20 protein-coding genes and 1 pseudogene are annotated in these 23638 nt (G+C 58.0%); 11 read left to right on the top strand and 10 right to left on the bottom strand.

Annotated elements, in window-relative coordinates:
- Nucleotide 1 precedes the first annotated feature (1 nt).
- On the bottom strand, nucleotides 2-1231 hold the full coding sequence (locus tag JQ617_RS15070; RefSeq protein WP_212027003.1) for a cytochrome P450: 1230 nt from the start codon (nucleotides 1229-1231) through the stop codon (nucleotides 2-4).
- Nucleotides 1232-1459: 228 nt separating this feature from the next.
- Nucleotides 1460-2011 (bottom strand): MarR family winged helix-turn-helix transcriptional regulator, encoded by a 552-nt coding sequence (locus JQ617_RS15065; RefSeq protein WP_212027002.1) that lies wholly within the window; start codon nucleotides 2009-2011, stop codon nucleotides 1460-1462.
- 160 nt (nucleotides 2012-2171) lie between these two features.
- Here JQ617_RS15065 and JQ617_RS15060 point away from each other — a divergent pair, with 160 nt between their 5' ends.
- Complete coding sequence (locus tag JQ617_RS15060) at nucleotides 2172-3338, top strand: ABC transporter substrate-binding protein (protein WP_212027001.1); 1167 nt, start codon at nucleotides 2172-2174, stop codon at nucleotides 3336-3338.
- 155 nt (nucleotides 3339-3493) lie between these two features.
- Here the strand turns inward: JQ617_RS15060 and JQ617_RS15055 are convergent, their stop codons facing one another.
- From JQ617_RS15055 to JQ617_RS15040, 4 genes are all read right to left on the bottom strand, one after another.
- A complete protein-coding gene (locus JQ617_RS15055) occupies nucleotides 3494-4486 on the bottom strand; it encodes a SphA family protein (protein ID WP_212027000.1) in 993 nt (330 codons plus the stop codon).
- 631 nt (nucleotides 4487-5117) lie between these two features.
- Nucleotides 5118-5897, bottom strand: coding sequence for an alpha/beta fold hydrolase (locus tag JQ617_RS15050; RefSeq protein WP_212026999.1), 780 nt, complete (start codon nucleotides 5895-5897; stop codon nucleotides 5118-5120).
- A 40-nt stretch (nucleotides 5898-5937) separates the two neighbouring features.
- Nucleotides 5938-6549, bottom strand: a complete 612-nt coding sequence (locus JQ617_RS15045) for an NADPH-dependent FMN reductase (RefSeq protein ID WP_212026998.1) — start codon at nucleotides 6547-6549, stop codon at nucleotides 5938-5940.
- 175 nt (nucleotides 6550-6724) lie between these two features.
- The gene (locus JQ617_RS15040) at nucleotides 6725-7765 is read right to left on the bottom strand and encodes an LLM class flavin-dependent oxidoreductase (protein ID WP_212026997.1); all 1041 of its coding nucleotides are present in this window, start codon (nucleotides 7763-7765) and stop codon (nucleotides 6725-6727) included.
- 136 nt (nucleotides 7766-7901) lie between these two features.
- Between JQ617_RS15040 and JQ617_RS15035 the strand changes: the two genes are divergently transcribed.
- A complete protein-coding gene (locus tag JQ617_RS15035) occupies nucleotides 7902-8834 on the top strand; it encodes a LysR family transcriptional regulator (protein WP_212026996.1) in 933 nt (310 codons plus the stop codon).
- A gap of 47 nt (nucleotides 8835-8881) precedes the next feature.
- Here JQ617_RS15035 and JQ617_RS15030 read toward each other — a convergent pair whose 3' ends face one another.
- Nucleotides 8882-9280: a RidA family protein gene (locus tag JQ617_RS15030; protein ID WP_212026995.1), complete on the bottom strand. Its 399-nt coding sequence runs from the start codon at nucleotides 9278-9280 to the stop codon at nucleotides 8882-8884.
- Between the two features lie 139 nt (nucleotides 9281-9419).
- Nucleotides 9420-9878 carry a homoprotocatechuate degradation operon regulator HpaR gene (gene hpaR, locus JQ617_RS15025; protein WP_212026994.1) on the bottom strand — a complete coding sequence of 153 codons (459 nt, stop codon included), beginning with the start codon at nucleotides 9876-9878 and terminating at the stop codon, nucleotides 9420-9422.
- Between the two features lie 248 nt (nucleotides 9879-10126).
- Here hpaR and hpaE point away from each other — a divergent pair, with 248 nt between their 5' ends.
- From hpaE to maiA, 6 genes and pseudogenes are all read left to right on the top strand, one after another.
- The gene (hpaE, locus tag JQ617_RS15020; protein ID WP_212026993.1) at nucleotides 10127-11644 is read left to right on the top strand and encodes a 5-carboxymethyl-2-hydroxymuconate semialdehyde dehydrogenase; all 1518 of its coding nucleotides are present in this window, start codon (nucleotides 10127-10129) and stop codon (nucleotides 11642-11644) included.
- 22 nt (nucleotides 11645-11666) lie between these two features.
- On the top strand, nucleotides 11667-12647 hold the full coding sequence (hpaD, locus tag JQ617_RS15015; RefSeq protein ID WP_212026992.1) for a 3,4-dihydroxyphenylacetate 2,3-dioxygenase: 981 nt from the start codon (nucleotides 11667-11669) through the stop codon (nucleotides 12645-12647).
- 67 nt (nucleotides 12648-12714) lie between these two features.
- Entirely contained in the window at nucleotides 12715-13566 is an 852-nt protein-coding gene (locus tag JQ617_RS15010; protein ID WP_212026991.1) for a fumarylacetoacetate hydrolase family protein, read from the top strand.
- A 3-nt stretch (nucleotides 13567-13569) separates the two neighbouring features.
- Complete coding sequence (hpaH, locus tag JQ617_RS15005; RefSeq protein WP_212026990.1) at nucleotides 13570-14373, top strand: 2-oxo-hept-4-ene-1,7-dioate hydratase; 804 nt, start codon at nucleotides 13570-13572, stop codon at nucleotides 14371-14373.
- A gap of 104 nt (nucleotides 14374-14477) precedes the next feature.
- Nucleotides 14478-14642 (top strand): annotated as a pseudogene (locus JQ617_RS39985) (aldehyde dehydrogenase family protein); the annotation flags it as partial.
- A gap of 152 nt (nucleotides 14643-14794) precedes the next feature.
- The gene (gene maiA, locus JQ617_RS14995) at nucleotides 14795-15442 is read left to right on the top strand and encodes a maleylacetoacetate isomerase (protein WP_212026988.1); all 648 of its coding nucleotides are present in this window, start codon (nucleotides 14795-14797) and stop codon (nucleotides 15440-15442) included.
- A gap of 188 nt (nucleotides 15443-15630) precedes the next feature.
- Here the strand turns inward: maiA and JQ617_RS14990 are convergent, their stop codons facing one another.
- A complete protein-coding gene (locus tag JQ617_RS14990; RefSeq protein WP_212026987.1) occupies nucleotides 15631-16812 on the bottom strand; it encodes a cytochrome P450 in 1182 nt (393 codons plus the stop codon).
- A 141-nt stretch (nucleotides 16813-16953) separates the two neighbouring features.
- Here JQ617_RS14990 and JQ617_RS14985 point away from each other — a divergent pair, with 141 nt between their 5' ends.
- Together JQ617_RS14985 and JQ617_RS14980 are read left to right on the top strand one after the other, a co-directional pair.
- On the top strand, nucleotides 16954-17856 hold the full coding sequence (locus tag JQ617_RS14985; RefSeq protein ID WP_212026986.1) for a LysR family transcriptional regulator: 903 nt from the start codon (nucleotides 16954-16956) through the stop codon (nucleotides 17854-17856).
- An 852-nt stretch (nucleotides 17857-18708) separates the two neighbouring features.
- On the top strand, nucleotides 18709-19647 hold the full coding sequence (locus JQ617_RS14980; RefSeq protein WP_212026985.1) for a LysR family transcriptional regulator: 939 nt from the start codon (nucleotides 18709-18711) through the stop codon (nucleotides 19645-19647).
- 415 nt (nucleotides 19648-20062) lie between these two features.
- Here JQ617_RS14980 and JQ617_RS14975 read toward each other — a convergent pair whose 3' ends face one another.
- Nucleotides 20063-21364 (bottom strand): YncE family protein, encoded by a 1302-nt coding sequence (locus tag JQ617_RS14975; RefSeq protein WP_212026984.1) that lies wholly within the window; start codon nucleotides 21362-21364, stop codon nucleotides 20063-20065.
- Between the two features lie 654 nt (nucleotides 21365-22018).
- Here JQ617_RS14975 and JQ617_RS14970 point away from each other — a divergent pair.
- The gene (locus JQ617_RS14970) at nucleotides 22019-23560 is read left to right on the top strand and encodes an alpha/beta hydrolase domain-containing protein (protein ID WP_212026983.1); all 1542 of its coding nucleotides are present in this window, start codon (nucleotides 22019-22021) and stop codon (nucleotides 23558-23560) included.
- Nucleotides 23561-23638 lie beyond the last annotated feature (78 nt).

The raw sequence follows: 23638 nt of genomic DNA, 5'->3' as shown, positions 1-23638 counted from the left end.
CTCAAGCAGGAATGATACGAACTGGCAGACTGGAAAGAGAGCGGAGAGTGTTATTGAGACGACGAACTGGTTCGCCAATGATTTCGATCGCCTTGATGCGTTTGATCATCGCCGTCAGGACGACCTCGGCTTCCATTCGGGCCACCATCTGCCCGACACACCCGTGGATGCCCGTTCCGAAACCCACATGGCCCGTCGTGGAGCGGGTGATGTCAAAATGCTCCGGCTTCTCCCATTTGCGCGGATCCCGATTGGCCGAGCCGAGGAAGAGTAGCACTTTGGATCCGTCTGGAATTGTGGTCTCTCCAATTTGCACGTCCCGCGTGGTCGTGCGGAAAAATGTTTGAACAGGAGATGCCCAACGCAGCAATTCGTCGAACGAGGGACGAATGAGCGTCGGGTTCGCTCGCAACTTTTGCCATTGCTCTGGATAGAGCGCGAAACCGTGAATGGATGAGCCGATGCCAATGACCGTGGTGTCCAACCCTGCCGTTAGCATCGCGCGCACGAGCACCGGCGCCTCGTCAGGCTGGATCTCGCCGCGATCGAGCGCTTCATAGACCTGGGCGCCGAAGCTGCCAGGGGCCAGCAGATCACGCGCGCATTGAGCGTATATCCAGGAGACGACCGGCTCCGCCTCTTTGATCGACTCCAAAAATATCTCGTTACGTGGTCCGAACGAGTTGAAGACCATATTGCCGAAGGGCAGGAGGTTTTCACGGCCCTCCTGACCGATCCCGATGGCGTCCGGAAACGCCCAAACCGGAAATACACTCGCCAGGTCCTTGACCGCGTCGAAGGTCTCCCGTTCCACCAGCTTGTCGACCAGCGTATCCGCTCTCTTCTGCCAGTCCTCACGAAGACGCCGCATGGCCGCGGGGCTAAGTATCTTGCTCATCACTGCGCGGGTACGCGTGTGGAGGGGGGGATCGACCTCTAGAAGCAGGCTGGGGGGACGCCAAGCTTTCGTCTTCCGGAAGTCGTCTATGCCAACGCCGGCGGCGGACGAATATGTTTGCCAGTCCTGCATAGCAGCATACACCTCGGCGTAGCGTGCCATACCCCAGACCTGGTAGCGCTCGAGCCAGACTACTGGTCCGGCATCGCGAAGTTCTTCATGGAAGGGATACGGGTCGGTCAAAAACTCACGCTCGAACGGGTCCACTCGAGAGACCGGGCACTTGACGCCTTGCTCTGAGCTCAGTTCGGCTTGCAACTGGGCCGTCAACATGCTGGTCCTCCCTTTATCTTTCATCTTCGTTGGGGAGGTGGCGCGGACAGCAGACGGCGAGAGCCGTCCAGCTCCATGGCACTTCCTTCCCCGTCGCTGGCTTCTTGCCCAGCTGACGAGCAAACGCTACCGCTAGTCAGTTGGCATGTCAACTCACTTCGAGTGCGGGGGATATGAAGAGAGGCGTAATTGACAGGAGAAGGGCGAGGTGTCGCAGTCTTCCGGGGCTCAGGATTCCGGCGGGATGTCGACATCCCCGTTCACGATGTCGATGCGCATAAGCATCTTCTTGAGCGCCCGGATAAACACTTCGCGCTCTTCGGAGGTGAGGTCAGCAGTCAGCCGCCTTTCTCTTTCGAATGCGACTTGAACCATCCTGTCGTGAAGTGCGGATCCCTTATCCGTGAGAGCGACCTCCAAAAATCGGCTGCGCAGTTTGCTGGAACGAACGCGCAGCAAGCCGCTCTCCTCGAGTGTTCGGATCGCGCGGCTGACCGCCGCCTTGTCGATCGCGATGACCTGGCAAATTCGGTTCGGCGAGATCCAGGGCTGAACTGCGAGGAGAGCCATGCAACGCCATTCGATCACTCCGACTCCGAAATGCTTCCGATAAATCTGCGACGAACCATTCGTGAACTTGTTCGAAAGCCACACCAGCAGAACCGGTATGTGTCGATCGAGGTCCAACGTCAGCCGTCCGTCCACGCGACGTGACCCCTCCGGATCCCGAGGCTTCCTCGCTCGTTCGTTCAACGTCTTTTCGGGCCTTTCGATCTTCATTGCCGGTTTTCTTGCCATCTGGCCGCCTCGTCGACTGTCGACGCAACATTGCATCCGAGGGTCGTAAGTCCCCCAACGAAATTTGACAACTCCCGGCATTGAGTTGATAATTCAACTCACAATCACGAGCACCGTAGAGTGCGCAGGAGGAGGAAATTAAATGCTGCAGTTCACCGGATTCGTTAGACCAATACTGTCTGTGTGCGTCGCGTTCGGATTGATTTCGGTACCCCGCATCGCGGATGCGGCGGAAACGACGGTCAAGATCGGGGCCTTCCTTACGACCACGGGGCCAGCCGCCTACCTCGGCGAGCCTGCAAAAAAGACGATGGAGGCAGAGATTGCCCGCATCAATTCAGGCGGGGGGCTGCTCGGAAAGCAGCTCGAACTCATTCTCTACGATGATGGAGGAGCTGCCGACAAGGCGGTAGGTCTCGCCAAGCGCCTTATCGACAACGACAAGGTAGATGCTTTGATTGCGGGAAGCACCACCGCAACCACTATGGCAGTCGCGCCGCTCGCGGAAAAAACGGGGCTGCCTTTCATTTCGTTTGCGGGTGCCAGCGTCATCGTGAATCCCGTGCGGAAATGGGTATTCAAGGTATCTCACACCGACCGAATGGCAGCCGAGAAGATCTTTGCCGATCTCAAGCGGCGTGGCTTGACCAAGGTCGCGCTTCTCTCGGAAGATTCAGGTTTCGGCAAAGCCGGACGCGACCAAATATTGGATGCAGCTCCGAAGTCCGGGATTAAGATCGTTGCCGACGAGATCTATGGAGCAAAGGACACGGATACGACCGTCCAGCTCACCAAGATCCGGAGCAATCCGGAAGCACAAGCCTTATTGGTCTGGGGATTTGGTTCTGGAGCCGTAATCGCAGTCCGCAACTACAGGCAGCTCGATCTCCGCCTGCCAATGTATCAGTCGCACGGCGTCGCTTCTAAGGAGTTCATAACTATGACCGGCGCGGCTGGCGAAGGCATTCGCATTCCCGCAGCCGCTGGTATTGTCGCCGACAAGGTACCTGCCACAGATCGTCAGAAATCCGTCGTAATGGATTATCAGCAGCGGTACGAAGCGCAATACAAGGAGCCGGTATCTGCGTTCGGCGTCAACGCACTCGATGGGATTCTTCTGTATGTCGACGCGGTTAAGCGTGCCGGGACCTTCGAGAAAGAGAAGGTGCGCGATGCGATCGAGCAGACGCACGATCTCGTCGGAGCAAATGGCATCTTCAATATGAGCGAGAAAGACCACAATGGTCTGTCGTACAATTCACTCAGACTTCTCGAAATCGAGAAGGCCGACTGGAAGATCGTCGATTGAGGGCGACGACCAACCCACTCATCAGTTCCTCCCGAGCGACCCCGCGGGGTCGCCGAAACTTAAACCCGGCACACCGTGCCGGGTTTTCTTTTTTCGCAAGAGAGACGTTCAGACTTCAAGTGAGCGACTTGCTCGGGAGCTCTCTGGCTCTTTGGCTATTTATGCAATCGCGGCATGACCGGTGCGGCCGGCTCGTCGGGAGCCCATATCCTGTAGTTCAGCTGAGCGAAAATCGAAAATCCTTTGGGCGCTATGGCGGAGTCAAATCCAGGAGGCCCGGCTGTGCCGCCTGATGCGGTCGAGGAGAGCTCCTGAGTGCCCCAGACGTTTACGCTAACGGGACCGAAGTCGTAGCCGACCAAGCCGCCGACGCCCCAGACATCGTACCTATTCACGTTAATGGCGAAGTTGTAGAACGCACTCGATCGATCGTTGGTGACCTGGCCGGCGTAATAGGCCACTGGACCAATCGTCCATTTTCCAATTCTCTTCGTTGCAGCGAACTCCGCATGTAAAATGTCACCACTGCGGTAATTTGTAATGCTGTTTGCCGTGTTGATCTCTTGAAATACGTTGGCCGTCACATTCCAACCGTCCTTCAGGTAGGAAAAAACCAGATTGGGTTGGAAGGTCCACCATGGGTTGCCGACATTGCTGAGCCCGGCTGGTCCTTGTTGGGTACCTGTCGGCGCGTATATTCCGAGACCTGCTTTGACGAAGAACCCGCTATCGCCAAGCCTCCAGCTTAACTCGTTCGCGAAAAAAGCGTTGTGCATGCCGGCGGGCGCGGCATTGAAGGGGCTTCCTACGCTTTCCGATACGAACGGCAAAACAGCGACCACATCGTACGTTGCGCCAAAGAAGGTCCATCCAGGAACGTACAGAAAGCCTTGCGCGGCGAGGTCGGCTTTTAAGCCGGTCTGTGCGCCGCCAACATTGGGTGCGCCTGGACCTCCCAGCTTCGCCTGATAGGTGAGCAACTGCGTAAAGCCGTACAGGCCGGGCGGAGGTGCTGCTGCGGCAGCTCCCACAACAACTCCTGGCTTCTGCGCCGCACCAGGATATCCGAATTCATATGCGTGCGAACTGCTCGTGATTGCCGAAGCCATCAGCAGGCCTGCGACTGCCGCCTTGTATTCTGCGTTCATGTATTCCCATCCCCTTTGTGACCGCGTGGCCGGTAGATCGGCCCGCGCTATGTCGTTGTTGTTGAAGCAATAGGATTGGAGGGCAATTCAGTTGAAGTATCAACTCACTGGGTGAAGCTATTCTTTAAAAATCTGCGAAGTGATAGAAAAGAAACATGGATACAAGAATTTGTATCCTAGATACGACTTCGAATTACTGAGGATTACTTGAGGCCATTCGTACGCGGGTTTGCGACTGCCCCCGTAGCCACACGCCAGGTCCCGGCTCGCTCATGAACTCAATGCCGGCGCCCTCAAATGCCTTGCGGATTTTTTCGACCGTATCGAAGTGTGCACAAATCGGTCCGCCTAATCCCTCGAGGCGCCGTATGGTCGAGATCGCTACACCAGCGTTGCATGCTAATTGATACTGCTCCCAACCGATGAGAGATCGGGCAGCCTTTATCTGTTGTGTGATTATCAGCATCTCCGCGCGACCCCTCCTTGGTGCAGTCGACGTGGCCTCGATCACTTTACTTCTGTCGCCAGCGCGTCATCCGGTCATCGAGTCCAGATGGAAGATGGAACGCGCCAGCGACGATCCTGAACGCAGCACGAGGAGCGGGGCCGGGCATGGCTCCCAATTCGCACGTCAACCGGCGAGGAAGTCGCCGATAGCGGCGATGCAGGAGGGGTCCTCCTGCATGGCGAAATGTCCGACATCGCGCACGATGTGAGTGCGGGCTCTCGGAATCCGAGTTGCCCAGATCTCCGCCTGCGTCGGTGGAAGCATTCTGTCTTTGTCACCCCAGAGGATCAGGGTTTCGTTCGGTATCCGACTAAGCCACCGCATGAGGTTGGGGTGCCCTAAGCCGTATCCTCTAAGAATATTTCCCACCGCAACGCTCTCTTTTTCCCGGGCCGCGACGAATTCCTCCGCCGGTGGAGCGAGCGAGCCCCCAGGGAAGTATCTGAGCGCGATTTCGATGCGGTGAGCTAGGTATTGAGGTAGCTCCTGCGGGTTGATCTTGCTGATGTCGGGGCCTTGATGTTCGGGATGGTTCAGGCCTGCGGGCGCATTCAAAACGAGGCGATCGAAACGCTCGCCCGCGAGCGCTGCCGTTTCGGCGGCCATCCAGCCGCCCATCGAGTGCCCCACGAGGTGAGGTCGATCCAGACGCAATTTATCGACCAGTCGAAGATTATGGATGACCATGTCCTGCATCCCACAGATGTGCGGGGCAGTGCCGCTCTCACCGAACCCAGGGTGAAAGGGCAGGTACACTCGAAATCGATCTGCGAGGTCACGTGCCCATTCGTGTCCCTCGATTGTCGCTCCTCCATGAAGTGCCAAAATTGCTGGGCCTTGTCCGATGGCCTTGACGACAGTGCTTACGCCATCGATTTCGAACCTGGTTGTTTCGAATTCCATCGAGAGTCTCCCTTATGACATGACCGGAGGAGTTGCGCTGTCAGCCCGCTACCGCATCCACCGGAGCGAGTTGCGTCACAGCGTCGGCGCCAGATTGCATACGAATGAATCCGATCACTTGCTGCGCGACCGTTTCCAACTGGCGCTTCACGGAAACGTCGGTGCAATTGCCATCGGCGTCGAACAGCGAATTTGAGGTGTTCAGCATGGCGCCAAATGGCGTAGGCCAGCCTCGCAAAGAGTGGGCAACGGTCCGAAGCGCGGACAAGGTCTGTCCGGCTGCCTGCCATCCGCCAGCGCAAGCGATACAGCCGATAGGCATTTCGTCCAGATAGACACGAGAATCGGTTCTTAGCTCCTCAGCGTAGTCGAGAGCATTTTTGATCAAACCGGATATCGACCCATGATAGGCGGGGGACGAGATGATAAGGCCTCGGCACTCGCGAAGGGCGGCAAGCAGACGTTCGGCTCGATCCGGTAACTCTTGGCCCGGCGCGTATATCGGCAGGGCGAGCTCTGTCCCGGCAAAGAGGAGCGTTCGCGCTCCTGCGGCTTCGGCAGCCTTGAGGCTGACAGCAAGCGCGCGTTCGGATGAGGATCCGAGCCTTGGTGTTCCGCCGATTCCAACAATCAAAGGCTTATTCTTGAGCATGCGGGTTTGCTCCGGTTGAATTTCTCTGCAACTGTACGAAGTACATTCGGTCTGCGACGTGCTTGACGCAGGCCATGGTGAGCCGCTCCGCCGCAGGAGCATCAACCCATGCTAATGCGGCGGCGGAAATTCCTGGGCAGCCGTTTGAGCCGGTCTGGATTGCCAGGTCGAACCGTCAGCCGATCTTTGCCCGGCGCAGCTGCGGCAGGACCTCTTCTCCAAAAAGAGCGAAATTCTCGCTGTATCGTGGCGCCAGGCTTCTACCCAACAACGAGACGAAGTGGCCTGCGCCGGATTGGCGGCACTGTTCAATGATTTGCTCGGCCACTTGCGCCGGCGTGCCGGCGATGTAGTCGTCATCATGAATCGTGAATCCGGATCCGGCCTTGGGCGCATCGGGCAACGATGATGTCCGGGCGGAGACGCGCGGATCACCCGCCACCACTTTCAGGACCGCGGCCTTTGCTGCTTGCGATTCTTCACGGGCCTGGGCGCCATCGCGCGAAACGCTGACACTCCGTCGGATTGCGAGTTGTTCCGGTCCCACCGCGAATCCGGACTTGTCCGCCTCGTTGCGGTAGACGTCAAAAAGCTCGATTACGCGAGTAACCGGATGAAAGCCTGTGCAAATCTTCGTCCGTCTTTGAGCGGATTTCTGAGCTGAATCGGCGCTCACGATTGTAGTCCACTTGGGCGGTGAGGACTGAAAAAACCGATTCGGTTGGAGGCTCAGCTTTTCGAACTTCCAATTCTTGCCACTATGATCGATGACGTGTTGATCGAGCGCAGCGTCAAGAATCTCCAAGGCCTCATTGAAGCGTTCCCTGCCTTCCTGCATCCCCATGCCTAAGCGCGAGAGCTCCTGGGGTACGCCCGCCGCGAAGCCAATCTCGAGACGACCGTTCGTGAGATGGTCGAGCATCGTAAGCTCTTCGACGATACGCCAAGGCTCGTAAAATGGTACAACCATTCCCATGGTTCCGAGGCGCAGGCGCGTCGTGTGCCGGGCGACCGCGGCGATCAGCAGGTTCGGCGAGGGGCTATAGGAGAGGCCGAAATGGTGTTCGCTGAAGAAGATCCCTTCGAAGCCTAGCTTCTCGGCTTGCAACCAAAATTTGAAGCCCTCATCGAAAACCGCGGACACGGTTGCTGGCGATATCTCAGCTTCGCTTCGATCAGGAATCTGGAGAAACTCAAAAATCCAAGGCTTAATCAAAGTGCATCCTCCCGTGCTTGCGTTTTGGTTGGGGTCCGTTCAGGACGGCCCATTTAACCGCTACGGATACAGAGGGTTTTCGCATACGTAAAATCGATTATGATGATCCCTGAAATCCATAAAATGGAGCTATGCGATGCGCTTCGAAGGTTTGGACTTGAACCTGCTCGTCGCTTTGAATGCGATCCTCGAAGAACGCAGCGTTAAGGCGGCCAGTGAGCGTCTCTGTCTCAGTCAGCCAGCGATGAGCGCTGCTGTTTCCCGGTTGCGGCAATATTTCAACGACGAGATCTTTACGATCAATCATCGCAAGCTGACGCCGACACCTTTGGCGCAGTCACTTGAAGCACCAACACGCGACATATTGCTGCGGATTCGGACAAATCTGATCTCCGGACCAAGCTTTGAACCCGCGAAATCTCGCCGGCGCTTTCGCCTCGTCGTTTCGGACTATGCGAGTATGGTGCTGATTCAGCCGGTCATGAAGCGCGTCTATCGTGCCGCGCCGGATATCTCCGTCGATCTTCTTCCCTTTACGGACCGGACGGTAGACCAGCTGCAGCGCGGAGACGTGGATTTTGTTGTCCTGCCGGACCCGGTCCTTATCGAGGGCCATCCCCACCAGCCGCTCTTCTCTGACGAATTTTGCTGCGTTGCTTGGACTGCAAGCCGCAGGATCGGGCGTTCGATATCCCTTAACCGCTATCTTCAGTTAGGACATATCGGGGTCCAGTACGGTGCTCTGGCGTCGATCGAGGAGCAAGAACTACTCAAGCTGGGCTGCAAACGTCGCATCGAGGTTCTTGCCCCAAACTTCACCATGATGGCGATCATGGTGATCGGGACTGATCGCATCGCAACGGTGCACGAGCGTCTAGCGGCTATTCTGGCTCGGAAGTTTCCGTTGAAAATGCTCCGCGCACCGGTTCGCATCCCGCAATTCCGAGAGAACCTCCAGTGGCCGGCGTCCTTTCATTTGGACCCCGCGCTCGTCTGGTTGCGAGGGATAATTTCAGAGGTAGCACAAGAGATCGATCGGACGCCCGCCGCGCAGATGACGTTTGGCTAGCTAGATGGGGTGCCTTTTATCGGGAGTTTTGTGCGGAGCTGATTCCGTTAGCCGGGCGATGTCCTTCCGCCGCCAATGAGCGCAAGGATCTCGCACTCGACCAGCTTGCCTTTCTCGAGAGGCCGGTTGAGCGTGAGACGTGCCGGCCTTGCATTGCTATAGGGAAATTGAGCCACCCAAACCTTGTTGATCTCTTCGCGCAGGTGGCGGTCTTCGACCCAGATCGTGATCCTGACGATATCGCTGAGATTACCGCCGGCTGCTTCAATGACGGCTTTAACGCCTGCGAACATAAATTTGCATTGGGCCTTGAAGGTCGGTGGAAGAGAGCCCGTGGCCGGATCGCGGCCTGTGATCAGGCTGGAGGCCAGCAAATTCCCCACGACGCTTGCGGACGGAATCGGGTTCGAATGGGCGGCGTCTCGAACGTGAATGCTTTGGCTCATAGAGGAAGTCCTTTCTCTGGGCGGGGAGGGTGTAAGGATAATTAACCGGTTAACGAAGTTCGAAAAAGCCGGGCTCTGAATAGGCGAGGCACTGGTTCAAACCAGAACCGCAACGGCATCATCAGGCGATAACCTGGCGCTACTCTTCAGCGTCCGTGGCCACGAGATCTTCGAGGAGATTGAGAAGCTGCTCGACCTTCTGATGCCCCAGTCGCCGGTCCAATTCTTGGTAGACCGCTCGGCTCTCTGGCAGGATCTGCTGGATCAGATCAGCACCCTTTCGCGTTATGGAAAGCAGAATGCGCCTGCTGTCGCCCTCAAAGCGGCCCGTTTTAATCAGGCCCCGCTTTTCGAGTATTTTCATGATGCGGGTTAAGCTGGGCGCAAGAATAGAGGCGCGCTTGGATACTTCCCGGGCATCAAGGTAGGGCGCTTCGTTTAATGCGCGCAACACGCGGTACTGCTGCTCGTTCAGATCAAACCTGGTCAGCATGGGTCTGATCTTGCTCATGATCACCTCTCGGCCGCGCAGCAGTGCGATCGGTAACGTGCGGCTCATAGGGCGCGGGTGCAATTTCTCTTTGATGTTCATATCCATCTAAAACTTCTTCATGGCCGGTGTCCGCATGCCTCGTAAGTGCGCCGGATCTCCCATTTTGTGCATGATGTAGCGGCCGGCTTCAAGCCAGACGAGCGATGCAGCGTCGGTGTTGACAGCCTTCGCGCAGATCGTTAACCTGTTAACGAACTGAGATTTCGCGAGCGGCGTCCATCTTGGTGCGATGGACAGGGCGCATTTGCGGGTCGCGTAATTCAAAATCGAAGCCTGGGCGAATGGAGGAGCAAATGTCGAAACTGGAAGAGAACATTGCCAAGGCGGACGGTTATCTCGCGCGGTTTCGGAAAACTGGCGTGCTCAATCATATTGACGGAGAGGCGGTGCCAGCCGCCGACGGGGCGGTATTTGAATCGATATCGCCCATCGACCTCAAGCCTCTTGCAAAGATCGCGCACGGCAAGGCTGCTGACGTTGACCGCGCAGCGAAAGCATCGAAGGCGGCGTTCCGGGAGTGGTCTTCCGTCTCCGGTTCGGAGCGTCGGAGAATCCTGCATGCGATCGCGGATGCGATCGTGGCCCGTTCGGAGGAGATCGCGCTGGTGGAATGCGTGGACACAGGGCAGCCCCATCGGTTCATGGCGCAGGCGGCTCTTCGGGGGGCCGAAAACTTTCGATTTTTCGCTGATCGCGCGCCCGAGGCTCGTGATGGCAAGGCGCTCCGGACGGTCGGGCAGATCAATCTGACGGGAAGGGCCCCTATCGGACCCGTGGGAGTCATTACCCCGTGGAACGTGCCGTTTATGCTATCGACGTGGAAGATTGCGCCCGCTCTCGCGGCCGGCTGCACGGTTGTTCATAAGCCGGCGGAATTCTCTCCGGTTACCGCGCGCCTTCTGGTCGAGATTGCCGAGAGCGCGGGATTGCCGAAAGGCGTCTGGAACCTCGTCAATGGGCTAGGGGAAGATGCCGGAAAGGCCCTAACGGAGCACCCTGACATCAAGGCCATCGGATTTGTCGGCGAGAGCCGAACGGGGGCGATGATCTTGAGGCAAGGCGCGGAGACCCTGAAGCGGGTTCACTTCGAGCTGGGCGGCAAGAACCCCATGATCGTGTTCGCCGACGCCGACCTGGAGCGAGCTGCGGATGCTGCCATTTTCATGATCTACTCGAACAACGGCGAGCGCTGCACGTCTTCGTCAAGGCTTCTTGTCGAGAAGCAGATCTATCAAAGATTTACCGAGATGGTCGCGCAAAAGGCCAAGCGCATCAAGATCGGGCATCCACTCGACCCCGACACCGTGATCGGCCCGCTTATTCATCCGCTGCACGAGAAAAAGGTTCTGAGTTACATTGATCTGGGTCGCTCCGAAGGAGCGAAGATCGCCGCCGGGGGCGAAAAAGTCGCTGGGCCAGGCGGTGGCTGCTACGTGTCCCCAACGTTGTTCGTCAACGCCAACAATCGAATGCGCATTGCGCAAGAAGAGATATTTGGCCCCGTTCTGACTGCCATTCCGTTCGAACACGAGGCTGAGGCGCTCGCGCTGGCGAATGACGTGCAATACGGTTTGGCCGGATATCTCTGGACGTCCGATGTCATGCGGGCGCTTCGGTTCAGCGAGCAACTGGAAGCGGGCATGGTCTGGGTGAATTCCGAGAACGTGCGACATCTGCCGGCGCCTTTCGGAGGCGTCAAGGGCTCGGGCATTGGTCGAGACGGGGGCGATTGGTCGTTCGACTTTTACATGGAGACGAAGAACGTCGCCTTCGCCACGGCTCCACGTCCGGTCTCCAAGCTCGCCCACTGAAGCAATAACTTGGGAGGATAAAATGCCTATCCCTGCCGTCAATCTGTATCCGCCTGTCAATATTGTCCGCCTAAGTCATGTAGAGTTTCTTGTGCGCGATCTGAAGGCAAGCCGGGCGTTCTACGTCGACACGTTAGGTCTGCAAGTGACGTTCGAAGACAGTCAGATGATTACTCTCCGCGCTCTTGAAGAGCGTGGGCATCATTGCTTGATCTTGCGAAAGAGCGGCGAGCCAGCTGCCGGTCACCTGGGGTTCAAGCTGTACGATGACAAGGACCTCGACGCGGCCGAGCACTTTTTTGAATCTCGTGGGCTTCCGGTGCGCTGGGCCGATCGTCCGTTTCAATCGCGTACGCTGTTGACAAGCGATCCGCACGGCACTCCCCTCGAATTCTATACCAAGATGGAGCGGCTTTCGCCGATTCACCAAAAATATGGACTTTACAAGGGAGTGAAGCCTCTCCGAATCGATCATTTCAATTTTTTTATGAGCAACGTCGACGAGGCAGTCGCTTTTTACAACGACCTCGGGTTCCGGATTACCGAGTATACGGAGGACGATGAGACCGGTCGGTTGTGGGCCGCCTGGATGCATCGCAAGGGCGGAGTTCACGACATCGCCTTCACGAATGGTCGTGGTCCGCGCCTTCATCATGTCGCGTTCTGGGTGCCGACGCCGCTGAATATCATCGAGTTGCTCGATCTGATGTCGACAACGGGCTACGTCGCGAACATTGAACGCGGCCCCGGGCGGCACGGGTTGTCCAACGCGTTCTTCTTGTACGTGCGTGATCCCGACGGACATCGCGTCGAATTCTATTGCTCCGATTACCAGACCGTCGATCCCGATCTCGAGCCGCTGAAGTGGTCCCTCAAGGACCCGCAGCGTCAAACACTCTGGGGGGCTCCAGCCCCCCGGTCCTGGTTCGAGGAGGGCACACCATTCGATGGCGTGGCCATCATGGAAAGCGATCTGAAGGCAACGCCTATCGTTGCACCATAGAATACGTGGCCAAACCGAGGTGTTTTCATCGAGAGGCAACCAATTGACCAATCCTTCTGTCAGACTCATGAGCTTTTCGAAGGCGGGTCGGTCGGGATACGGGCTCGTGAATGGCGACGGCGTCGTCGATCTTTCGGGCCGTTATGGCACGCGTTGGCCTAACCTGCGCGAAGTTATCGCGGAGGGAGCCTTGGAGCGCCTCGTTGCCGATGCATCGGGCCTGCCGAGCGATCTCGCTTTGGCCGAACTGAAGTATGAGATTCCGATCCGATCTCCGGAGAAGATCGTGTGCGTCGGGGTCAACTATCCGGATCGCAACGAGGAGTACAAGGACGGCCAGACGGCGCCTCCCAATCCGTCGCTCTTTGTTCGGTTTGCCCGGTCTTTCGTCGGGCACGATCAGCCCTTGATACGACCTTTCGAGTCTCATCAGCTGGATTATGAGGGCGAGGTGGTGATCGTGATCGGCCGTGCCGGGCGACGGATTCCAGAAGCGCAGGCGCTGGAGCACATAGCCGGGCTCTCGGTCTGCAACGAAGGCACCCTTCGCGACTGGGTTCGACACGCGAAATTCAATGTGACGCAGGGGAAGAACTTCGATGGAAGCGGTGCGATCGGACCATGGTTAGTCCCTTTCCGCGATGAAGCGCAGATCGCTGACATCACATTGGAGACCCGGGTCAATGGCGAGCTCCGCCAGTCGGATCGTACGTCGCGAATGATCTTTTCGTTCCGGAAGATCATCAACTATGTCTCGACCTTTACCACTCTGATCCCCGGGGACATTCTGGTTACGGGAACTCCGACGGGTGCTGGAGCGCGCTCCGATCCGCCGCGTTGGCTTGAGTCGGGTGACGTCGTCGAGGTTGCGGTCGAGGGTGTCGGCACATTGCGGAATGCAGTCGCGGAAGAGAAGTAGTGAATGTTGACAAGTGATCAAGTTAAGGACGCCGCCGCACGTTTGGATACGGCCGAGCGCAGCAGGACGCAGATAGGGCTGCTTTCGCTAAACTATCCGAACATGACCATGGACGATGCCTACGCCGTTCAGGCCGCGTGGAACCGTCGAAAAATCGAGGCCGGCCGAAAGGTGATAGGTTGGAAGATCGGTTTGACCTCTAGAACGATGCAAGCAGCGCTGAATATCGACATTCCTGATTCCGGCATTCTGTTCGATGACATGCTGTTTGACGACGGGGCGACCATCCCTGACAAACGTTTTATTCAGCCGCGCATCGAGGCCGAGGTCGCGTTCTTCATGCGCCAGCCGCTCAAGGGGCCGAATGTGACGTTGTTTGATGTCTTGGATGCCACCGCTTATGTAATGCCGGCTTTGGAGATCCTGGATACAAGAATTGTGCGCTCAGACGCAGCAACCAAAAAGACGCGCACCATCGTCGACACCATTGCCGATAATGCAGCCAACGCTGGCATAATACTCGGTGCGCGGCAGATGCGACCTGTCGATGTGGACATGCGCTGGGTAGGAGCGATCGTTTCACGAAATGCCATCGTCGAGGAAACCGGTTTGGGGGCGGGCGTCCTAAATAATCCCGCTCGCGGCATCATGTGGCTCGCGAATCGATTGGCTGGTTACGATCAGCAGATCGAAGCGGGGCAGGTAGTGCTCTCAGGATCCTTCATCCGGCCGATCGAAGCTCAACACGGTGATACGATTCACGCCGATTTCGGGTCGTTCGGGTCAGTGAGTTGCCATTTTGCGTGATGCGCAAACATGTTTCTGGGATTTCGAGGCCCTTGAGTTATCGCGAGTTGAAGAGTGCTCTGTTTAGCCGATCCGCACTTAGAGGCGCGCAACTTGTCAAAACCGACCCTTACAGGGCGATCAGCTACTTGATTCCGTTCGGCGGCATGAAGCAGTCTGGTATTGGTCGCGAAAGCGGCATCGATGCCATCCGGGAGTATCAGGAGACTAAGAGCGTGTGGATTTCGACAGAGCAGGCACCGCCGGGGAATCCATTTGTCATGCGTTGATGCACCCAGCGAGCGCTGCGGGACAAATTGGGGCGAGCATCCTTCTGGTCCCTTGCTGCACGTCAAAGCACACCATGTCTCGTGGCGGGACGGTTTTGGACCGTCAGCCACGTCGCCATATCCTGAAGTTGCCGGTATTTTTCGGATGGATCATGACCAATATTCCTAGGCCCACCTTATACGGCTATTTCCGCTCGACGGCAGCCTATCGGGTGCGGATCGCCGCCAATCTGAAGGGTGTCGAGGTTGATCATCGACATATTCACCTCAGGAAGGGTGAGCAAAATGATGAGGAATACCGCACAGTGAATCCGGCCGGCTTGGTTCCATACTGGGTGGACGGTGAGCTTCAACTCGCGCAATCGCTGGCTATTATCGCTTATCTCGACGAGCGCTATCCGGATCCCCCGCTGCTGCCTTCGGACCTTGGGGCCCGAGCCATCTGTCGCGAAATATCTCAGGCGATCTGCTGCGATATCCATCCCATCGGCAATGTGCGAGTTTTGAATCGCCTTGTTGAAGTCGGAGTAGAGGACGGAGATCGAGCGGAATGGTCGCAGCATTGGATAAAGCTCGGGTTCGATGCCATCGAGGCCCGACTAGCCCGACTCCGCGGTCCGTTCGCCTTCGGCAGCACGCCGACGCTTGCGGATATCTGCATTGTTCCTCAGGTATACAACGCGCGACGTTTTGGCGTCGATCTCGAGCCCTATTCGCGAATCCGCGAAATTGATGCTACAGCTGGATTCGTTGAGGCCTTCGTCACAGCGAGGCCAGACCGGCAAGCCGATGCCGAGTGATCGGCATGACATGGCCCAATCAAGAACAAAGCCTTGGGCGCAGGATGCGTCTCTGGCGCTGGCCCATTTCGATTTCGGCCGGTTCTCGAAGCCAGGCATGTCGTCGCCGTGCCTCCGGGGCCCAGCGGTTGCGAGGATATTTGAAGGTTCAGGAGGCCAGTCTCGGCATCTGATCCGAGGGGCGCCGCTCATGCGTCCCATCTGACCGGCATCGACACCGGGCCGCGAAAGACCCAGCCGCGGATAACGGGAGCATTGTCCTCTTGCAGCCGAAGATTTCGCAGGCGCTCGAACAGCATCGGCACCGCGACCTTGCCGACCAGATGGCGAGACACCCACGCGCCCGCACAAAAATGCGGCCCCGCGCCAAAAGCCAAATGCGACTGCTTGGGACGAAGAATGTCGAACCGATCGGGGTCTGCGAAGCGACGTTCGTCGCGGTTGGCGGCGCCGACACAGAGGCCGATCTGGGTGCCTTCGGCGAGCGCAACGCCCGAGAGATCGATAGAGCGCGCCACGCGACGCGGATACATGCCGATTGGCGAGATCCAGCGCACCGCTTCCTCGAGCGCGGTCGGCCAAAGCTCAGGTCTCGCGAGCACCGCAGTCCGCTGCGCCGGGTTGCCCAGCAGGCCGAGCGCAAGCGTGAGGATCGCATCGCGCGGCTCATTCAACCCGCCGCCGATGATCACCTTGATGTTCGCGCGGATTTCTTCGATCGCCATCGGCTGGTCTGCGTGTGCCATCGACGACATTATCGTGGGGTTTGGATGAGCCAGATGATAGTCCAGCACCGCATCGATTGCGTCATCGACGCCTTTCCCCGCGACCATCGCCTTTCGATCGATTTCGGCGTCGCGCGAATAGTTGGCGGCCCCGTCGATGAGCGATTGCGACCACAAGGCCAATGTCTCCCAGGAGACATCCTTGAATCCCAGCATCTGCATCAGGCACAGAGAAGCCATGGGCGCCGCCAGAGCGGGAAACAGATCGACCTCGCCGGTTTCGGAAAAGGAATCGATGAGGTTTCTACAAATGTCGGAGAACAGCGGCGCCCAATGTTCCTTGATCGTGCTCGCACGAAAGGAGGGTTCGATCGCCTTTCTTCCGACAGCGTGCTCGGCGCCGTCCTTTCGCATGAATGTCGGGCCCATGACCCGATTGACCAGGGAAGCCGGATTGTCGGCCGAATAGGTCGCGGGGTCGCGTTCGATCTTCGCAATGTCTTCGAAGCGCGTGACGACGATCAGGTTTGCCGTTTTTACGAGGACAGCTGGCGCGGTGTCCCGAATGCGCCTGAAGGCCGGATAGGGGTCGACGAGCAGGTCTTCGTACGCAATATCGTCTACGACGGGTACGGCGTTCGCCACGGTCTCCTCCTTGGAGCATTGTTTCGGTCAAGATATTTCCCTCCAGCGGGTGGCTCAATTAGATGGGCTGAATAATTCCTATCGAAATCTTGCATAACGTCCTAAGCTCCGGTCCCTGTCTCTTCGTAAAAGCGGTGCGGCATGAACCCTGTTCTCGATCCTATCGACATCGGTGCGCTGCGCACCCTGGTCATGGTCTACGACCTCGGATCGTTCTCGGCTGCCGCCCACCGCCTAGAGGTCAACCAGTCGACGATCAGTCATACGGTCGAGCGCTTGCGAAAGGCCTTTCAGGACTCGCTCTTCGTCCGCCAGGGCAACGGCATTGCCGCCACCGAGCGTTGTGACGGCTTGGCGCAATGGGCGAGGGGCATGATCGAGGAGATCGAGGGGTTGGCCGCACCTGCTGAGTTCGATCCGGTTGCCGCGGGTGGCTCAGTGACGATTTCCTGCAATCATCACGAACGGCAAACCGTGATGCCGGTGTTCGTGGCGCGGCTGCGCAAGGCGGCGCCGAAAGTGAAGCTCGCGCTGATCGAAGCGGGCGGGCACGGTGATATGCAGCTCCGGCAGAACATGTGCGACATCGTCATCGGTCCGGTCGGTATCGCCGCCGACAATCACTACCGGCGGAGCATGCTCAGCGACGAATATGTTTGCGTAATGGACGCGAACCATTCGCTGGCACGGGGGCGGATCTCGCTGTCGGCTTACGCCAAGGCCGAGCACATCTTCGTCACCTATGGCGGCGAGTGGCAGCCGCTCTACGTCGACGTGTTAAAGGCCAGGGGGATCGGGCTGCAGCCTTCGATCACGTTGCCTACGCATGATTGCCTCGAGCGCCTCCTCCCCGGCAGCACACTGATTGCGTCGATCCCGCGAAAGCTGGCGCTGACGTTCCGAGAGGGATTGCATGTTGCGCCATTTCCAGTCCGGGTGCCGATCAGCATCGACATGTATTGGAACGCGCGAACCGCCCGGTCGGGGCTCCACAAGTGGATGCGGGATCTGCTCGTTGAAGTGGCGAGTGCAAGTACGGGCTAAGATTACGTGAACTCCGAAGCTTTGAACTTTCGTTGGAATATCGCCTCGCCTGATGTTCGGGTGATCAATAAACGCCGTTCTCAGGCCACGGCTTTGAGGGCTTGAGCGCGATAGGCCAGGGGTAGTTGCTGGTCGATGTCGCGGATCGAACAGCCGCTGGCGACGCTTGGCCTTGTGTTGTGATGTCTTGCGCTCATGGCCAACGGCCACGGCCGGTACCATGGCGTCTACCGCCGCCGGTACAATCGGCGGATCGTCAGCTCCCCGGCGTCGGCAACCGGCGTGCTTGCTGCCGCCAGGTGAACACTTGTTGTCGGGGCAGCCCCATGCCCCATGTCGCCGGGCAATTTCGGAAATGACCGCGCCTGGGACCAGCGTTTCCTCGACGATCCGGCCTTGTCGCCCTTGGAGAAGCAACGACTGCGTCTCGTCTCCGTGCTCACTTCCGGCCGGCGCGCCGTCACGTCGGACCTAAGCGTATGGTCAAGCATAGACACAAGCGAGCCCCTTCGAAGAGATCGCGAAACTCGCCGATCCCATTGACCCGGAGGAGGTGGGAGCGGACCGACCCCTACGGGCCACGCAATCGAGATCTGACTATACATATATTGCATAAACTTATGAGGATAGGACATTGGAGTTTCCGCCCCGCTGACGGCATTTTCAGCATGCAAGCTTCTCAGGTGGAATCGGCGAGCACTGGAGTCCGCCTGGCATTTCTTGGGCTGCCACAAAGAATGCACCGGATCCGCATGTCTAGGAATTCATCTCAGCCACAGCTGCGAATTCATAGTGCCCTCGGCGTGCTCCCCGATATCGTTCTTGCAAAGATCTGTTGGGGGGGATTCTGGTATGGAGATCGATTGGCTATACGATTTTATCGCGGTCGCCACCACGCGAAGCTTCTCGCGCGCGGCCGACGAGCGGCATTGCTCCCAGCCAGCGCTGAGCCGTAGAATACAAGCGCTGGAACTGTGGGCCGGCGCATTGTTGTTGGATCGCTCATCGCATCACGTCAATCTCACGGTGGCCGGCGAAGCGTTTCGCCAAACGGCGGGGGACATTCTCCGTCGGCTCGCTGCTGGCCGCCTTGAGGCTCAGGAACGCGCACGCGGCGCATCCGACGTGCTGAAGTTCGCCTCTACGAACGCTCTGTCGCTGACCTTCTTTCCGGGATGGCTGCGCCGGATCGAGACCGAGCTTCCATTTGTGCCGAACGTGCAACTCGTCGCCAATCACATGGAGGGCTGCGAGCGGATACTGTTGGCAGGCGAAGCGCATTTCTTGCTTTGCCACTATCACCCGGCGGCGACGTCGATCCTGACGCCACCGAAATTTAGCTCGCTGCATGTCGGCAATGACCGGCTGATTCCAGCGTCGGTCCCAGTTTCTCGCTCTAGCCGCAAGCCTCGCTTCAAGCTGCCAGGCACGGAAGGCGCCCCGGTCCAATTCCTCAACTTTCGCTCCGAATCCGGGATGGGCAGGATCCTTGATGCAGTCCGTGCGGCATCGACGCTTCAGATGCATCTGCGTCCGACATTCGCCTCCCATCTGGCGAAGCTCTTGGTGACAATGGTGCAGGAGGGGCGGGGCATGGCCTGGTTGCCCGAAAGCTTAATCGGCGACCAGCTTGCCTCGGGCGACATTGTAGCAGCGGGGGAAGTGGAATGGTACGTGCCCATCGAGATTCACGTCTTCCGACCGAAGCTTCGGCTGGCTCAAGCCGCCGAGGCGTTCTGGGAGCACGTAGAGAAAAGTGCCGTGAAGCCTATCCACGAGGTTTCGCTTTAACGCGTTGGCACTAAGCAGCTCGTCCTTATCCGGGGCGGCTCAGTTTCATGGGCTAACCAATGGCGGAATGGCTCAGCTTCCGCTAGGCCGGAAATCTGCCTTGGGGCGAACCTCTGCGCCAAAATGACGGCTGCTGCCGCCAGCCCAGGTCAGGATGGAAATCTCCATCTGATGGATAGCCAAGCCTCGCTTGCTACGCATCGGGCAGCGCTGAGGCAACCAGACTGATGGACCGTCACACTTGTTTTGTCAGCGGCCGATGAGCTTCCGCGACATGATGCTTCCGGCAATCGTGCCCATTGCACGACACGGTCGCTAGGCCAGTGCTGTATTGCGCTCACGGAGCGCGGTCTTGGCCTGATGGAGGAGCAGCAGGCGCGGTTGAGTAACCGCGCCTGCCCATAGGCTTGCTTAATCAGTTATTCGGTCCATTGTTTGGACCGGGGGGCACGTAGCCTCGATAGCCGGGCGCCGTGCGGCCGAACGCTTGGCCGGTGATGGCGTATCGTTCCGAGCCGAAGAGGCCGTTGCACCACTGGTCGCCAACCTGCACGGCTTTCCCGTCCTTGAAGCGTACTTCCAACAGCTTTTCGCTATACACGAATTGACCGTTCTCGTCGACAAGCCGGGACATTGGCGTCAAGCTCTTCGTGTCGAAGACGGTGCCCGATGCGGGATACATGCGCGTTCCGTCGATGCCGCAGGTAATCCAGCCCGACGGAGAGTAATCCTTAATCTTGGCCCGCAGGGTCGGCAGAACGTCAGCGTGCTTGTTTCCCTGCGCGTGCATGTCGTAAACAAAGATCGAGTTGTCCGACGCGCTCGGGAACCACATCGCGCTCTCGTCGTGGGTAAGCGCCAGGCCATGCACGCAGGTGCCGTGAGCGCCCGAACTCGTTTGGCAGGGCGGCGTGCCGGGAGCGTCAATGCGATAGAGGATCTTGCCCGTATCTATGTCGGCGGCCGTGAAGCCGAGATAACCGTTATTGTTCGCGTAAACGCGGCTCCAGTCGCCGTTCGTGACGAATGGCCGATTTCGATTGAAGAACGGGCCCACCTCGCGGATTTTTTGGTGGGTCCGCGTGTCGTACAGGTACAGAATGTTGTTAGCAGGCGAAAGTAGGACCTGATCGCCTCGTGGCGATATCTGAGTATTGTGAGCACGTGCCGGGAACTGTTTGATCGGGTCGATTAAGGCTCCGTCGTACGCACTGGCGACATACCATGTCGCAACCTGCACACCAGCGAGCCACAGGGTCTCGCCGAACGGCGATACGACACCGCGATCGCAGCAGCCGCCATCGTACGTCTGCGTCCACGCGATTTGGCTCGTCTCCAAGTTAACCGCGTGGAGCCGGTCCGTCATCATCGGATAGATCAATCCGGTCAGGACGCTCGCGTCGATGCCCTTGCAGCTAGGCGGGTCGCCGCCGTTTTTTGACGGACCCATGGGCAATGGGATTCGTTCGACGAACTTATACCCCTGATCGACGTTGAAGACTGCGATGCCAGCCCCACCTTGGTTGAGGTTGCCGGCAATATTGCCCGGAAGACAAACGTACAAATAAAGTCCGTCCTTAGGAGCGGCCTGCACAGGGGACGCCTGAACGAATATTGTGCACAGCGCTGCCACGGTGATAATCATGGCTGTCAGTGAGCGATGCCAGCCCCCCGCTTGTCCCTTTTTGCTAAGTTGCGAAACTTTCCGCTCGGACATCAGATTCTCCTCCTCATGGTCATGTTGTTTCCCTCCTAGGTCCTGTCCGGCCCGGATGTGCGTTTTGGCCTCCGAGTTTCGGATGGGCGCAACAACGTTACAGATGAGAATCGGAAAGAGCGAATGCCAAGTAGACATCAAAAGATGCAACGTAGGCATTGTCCGAATGGCTGCGCGCGAAATAGCGACGATGGTCGCGTCGAGGTTTCATGCAGGAAAACGCTCAAAGTGTAGCTGGTCGAAGCGGCTATTGTGACGGACTCGGCGGTACCGCCGATGTTGTCATTCTCGGTGCCGCGGAGACCGCACGGCCGGAACGGCGTCCGCCCAGAGGGCCGCGCGCGTCGGCAGCCATGATGTGATCGCGGGGCTGTTGATGAAGTCGATGTCCTCAAGAGCGCATCGAATGCTCTTGACGATATCTTCGGCCAAGCCTTCTAAGGCTGCGCCCCCTTCGCAAGCTTCTGAAGCCCGCCGGCGGGGAAGGGCATTTCAACACCATCAAGTACTGTGTTTATACGCGCGCTGCATAATAATATAGAAATATGACATTGGATTTTCATTTTGCCGCACGGCACCGTCGATGGCCGGGGTGCGGGAGCCTGCGCTGCACGCTTCCCATAATATAGAAACCAGGACGTTGGGGAGAACGCCATGTCGAGTAAAGAAGGTGCGTCGTATCCGATTTCGAGAATGCTGCCGTTTGCTTGTCGGCGCGCATCGCGTGGCCGGGTATGCCGACTTGCCGCAGCGTTGGTTGCGATCGTTTCGCTGGTTGTTTTGGCCGAACCGTCAAATGCCGGCTCCGTACCGAATCCGGTTGTGACGGGGCCGATCGCCGCTCCCGATCTGCCGGGTAGCCCGTCGCACAACTATCCGTTCTTCAGCTCGGATCGAAATCTCCCAAGCTACGGTTATACTGAGGAAGAATATTTTTTCCAAGGAACTGCAAATCGATACACGTTGAGTACGAGGAGTTTCGTCAACACCCCCATTCAGCCCACAGCAAGCATCGTCGACATTGGTCATCCATATATGACGCGGATGGTTGTGCGTCGTCCGGCTGATCCCAAGCGGTTCAACGGTACTGTGCTGGTCGAATGGAACAATGCGACGAATGGCTTCGATGCGGAAAATGCCTGGTTCAACGCATGGCACCAGATTATGCGCGACGGCTATGCGTGGGTTGGCATATCGACGCAGAATGCTGCGGTAGCGCCTCTGAAGACTTGGAATCCCACCCGCTATGGCAACCTTGACGTGACGCAAGGCGGTTCGATCACGGACGATGCTCTTTCGCTCGACATCTATTCGCAGGCGGGGCAGGCGATCAAACATCCAGTGGGTATCGATCCCTTAGGTGGGTTGCGACCGAAACATGTGATTTCGACGGGTGTATCGCAATCAGCAGCCCGTCTCGCCGGTTATGTGAATGCAATAAATCCATTGGCGGGCGTCTACGACGGCTTCGTTCTGATTTCGACCCTCGGTAATCCGATTCGGACGGACCTTACAGTTCCCGTGTTCAAGGTCTTGACCGAACAGGACGTAGTGGTCCTGGAGGGGCCGGTGCGCCAACCTGACAGCAATTTGTTTCGCACATGGGAAGTGGCGGGCGTGTCGCATGCGGATCGCGAACAACGTGAGGCGCGTGAGCCTCTCGAGCTGCGGGACATGTTGACTTCCTCGGAGGCAATCTTGGCGCCGCAGTGCGCCAATCCGGCCATTGGAACTCGACCGCCGACGAGCAACGTGCATGGCGAAGTGTTCGGTGACATGGCGCGCTGGCTCGAACCCAGTAAGAGGCCGCCGCCGTCCGCGCCGCGGCTTCAGCTCACGTCGATTGGTTCTCCGTCTGTCGTTGCCCGCAACAGTCTCGGTCTTGCCCTCGGCGGAATTCAATTGTCGGCCGTTTCAGTACCCACGGCGCTGAATGTCGGGACCAATAGCGGCCCCGGATCTTGCATCCGATGGGGTTACTATATTCCCTTCAGCGTGGCACAGCTCAATCAACTATATCCAAGCCACGACGATTATGTGGCGCAGGTAGCCAAGGCCGAACGGCACAATGTCGAGCAGGGCTATATCGACGTAGACGATGCCTATCGCGCGGTTCGTGAAGCGGCCGAGTCAGACATAGGCAAGCGCGACGCCGGCTGGCAACCAGATAGCCACCTTGGCTGGTTCATGCGGTAATCGTTTCAGCCTTGCTCCCCGTTGATCCTGAACTCCCGCTCGGGCGCGATGTGGAAAAAGGTCAGCTCGGCAGGTGGG

The sequence above is a fragment of the Bradyrhizobium sp. KB893862 SZCCT0404 genome, from assembly GCF_018130885.1.
Taxonomy (GTDB): Bacteria; Pseudomonadota; Alphaproteobacteria; order Rhizobiales; family Xanthobacteraceae; genus Bradyrhizobium; species Bradyrhizobium stylosanthis.
The sequence above is the reverse complement of the archived record's forward strand: the minus strand, read 5'-3'. Positions and strand labels throughout refer to the sequence as shown.

What these genes read in the sequence shown, in the direction of transcription:
- JQ617_RS14985 (WP_212026986.1), top strand. Translation starts at nt 16,954, where the DNA reads ATGAACCCTGTTCTCGATCCTATCGACATCGGTGCGCTGCGCACCCTG.
- JQ617_RS15035 (WP_212026996.1), top strand. Translation starts at nt 7,902, where the DNA reads ATGCGCTTCGAAGGTTTGGACTTGAACCTGCTCGTCGCTTTGAATGCG.
- JQ617_RS15045 (WP_212026998.1), bottom strand. Translation starts at nt 6,549, where the DNA reads ATGCTCAAGAATAAGCCTTTGATTGTTGGAATCGGCGGAACACCAAGG.
- JQ617_RS14970 (WP_212026983.1), top strand. Translation starts at nt 22,019, where the DNA reads ATGTCGAGTAAAGAAGGTGCGTCGTATCCGATTTCGAGAATGCTGCCG.
- JQ617_RS15030 (WP_212026995.1), bottom strand. Translation starts at nt 9,280, where the DNA reads ATGAGCCAAAGCATTCACGTTCGAGACGCCGCCCATTCGAACCCGATT.
- hpaR (WP_212026994.1), bottom strand. Translation starts at nt 9,878, where the DNA reads ATGGATATGAACATCAAAGAGAAATTGCACCCGCGCCCTATGAGCCGC.
- JQ617_RS15065 (WP_212027002.1), bottom strand. Translation starts at nt 2,011, where the DNA reads ATGAAGATCGAAAGGCCCGAAAAGACGTTGAACGAACGAGCGAGGAAG.
- hpaE (WP_212026993.1), top strand. Translation starts at nt 10,127, where the DNA reads ATGTCGAAACTGGAAGAGAACATTGCCAAGGCGGACGGTTATCTCGCG.
- hpaD (WP_212026992.1), top strand. Translation starts at nt 11,667, where the DNA reads ATGCCTATCCCTGCCGTCAATCTGTATCCGCCTGTCAATATTGTCCGC.
- maiA (WP_212026988.1), top strand. Translation starts at nt 14,795, where the DNA reads ATGACCAATATTCCTAGGCCCACCTTATACGGCTATTTCCGCTCGACG.
- JQ617_RS14980 (WP_212026985.1), top strand. Translation starts at nt 18,709, where the DNA reads ATGGAGATCGATTGGCTATACGATTTTATCGCGGTCGCCACCACGCGA.
- JQ617_RS15070 (WP_212027003.1), bottom strand. Translation starts at nt 1,231, where the DNA reads ATGTTGACGGCCCAGTTGCAAGCCGAACTGAGCTCAGAGCAAGGCGTC.
- JQ617_RS15055 (WP_212027000.1), bottom strand. Translation starts at nt 4,486, where the DNA reads ATGAACGCAGAATACAAGGCGGCAGTCGCAGGCCTGCTGATGGCTTCG.
- hpaH (WP_212026990.1), top strand. Translation starts at nt 13,570, where the DNA reads ATGTTGACAAGTGATCAAGTTAAGGACGCCGCCGCACGTTTGGATACG.
- JQ617_RS14975 (WP_212026984.1), bottom strand. Translation starts at nt 21,364, where the DNA reads ATGTCCGAGCGGAAAGTTTCGCAACTTAGCAAAAAGGGACAAGCGGGG.
- JQ617_RS15010 (WP_212026991.1), top strand. Translation starts at nt 12,715, where the DNA reads ATGAGCTTTTCGAAGGCGGGTCGGTCGGGATACGGGCTCGTGAATGGC.
- JQ617_RS15050 (WP_212026999.1), bottom strand. Translation starts at nt 5,897, where the DNA reads ATGGAATTCGAAACAACCAGGTTCGAAATCGATGGCGTAAGCACTGTC.
- JQ617_RS15060 (WP_212027001.1), top strand. Translation starts at nt 2,172, where the DNA reads ATGCTGCAGTTCACCGGATTCGTTAGACCAATACTGTCTGTGTGCGTC.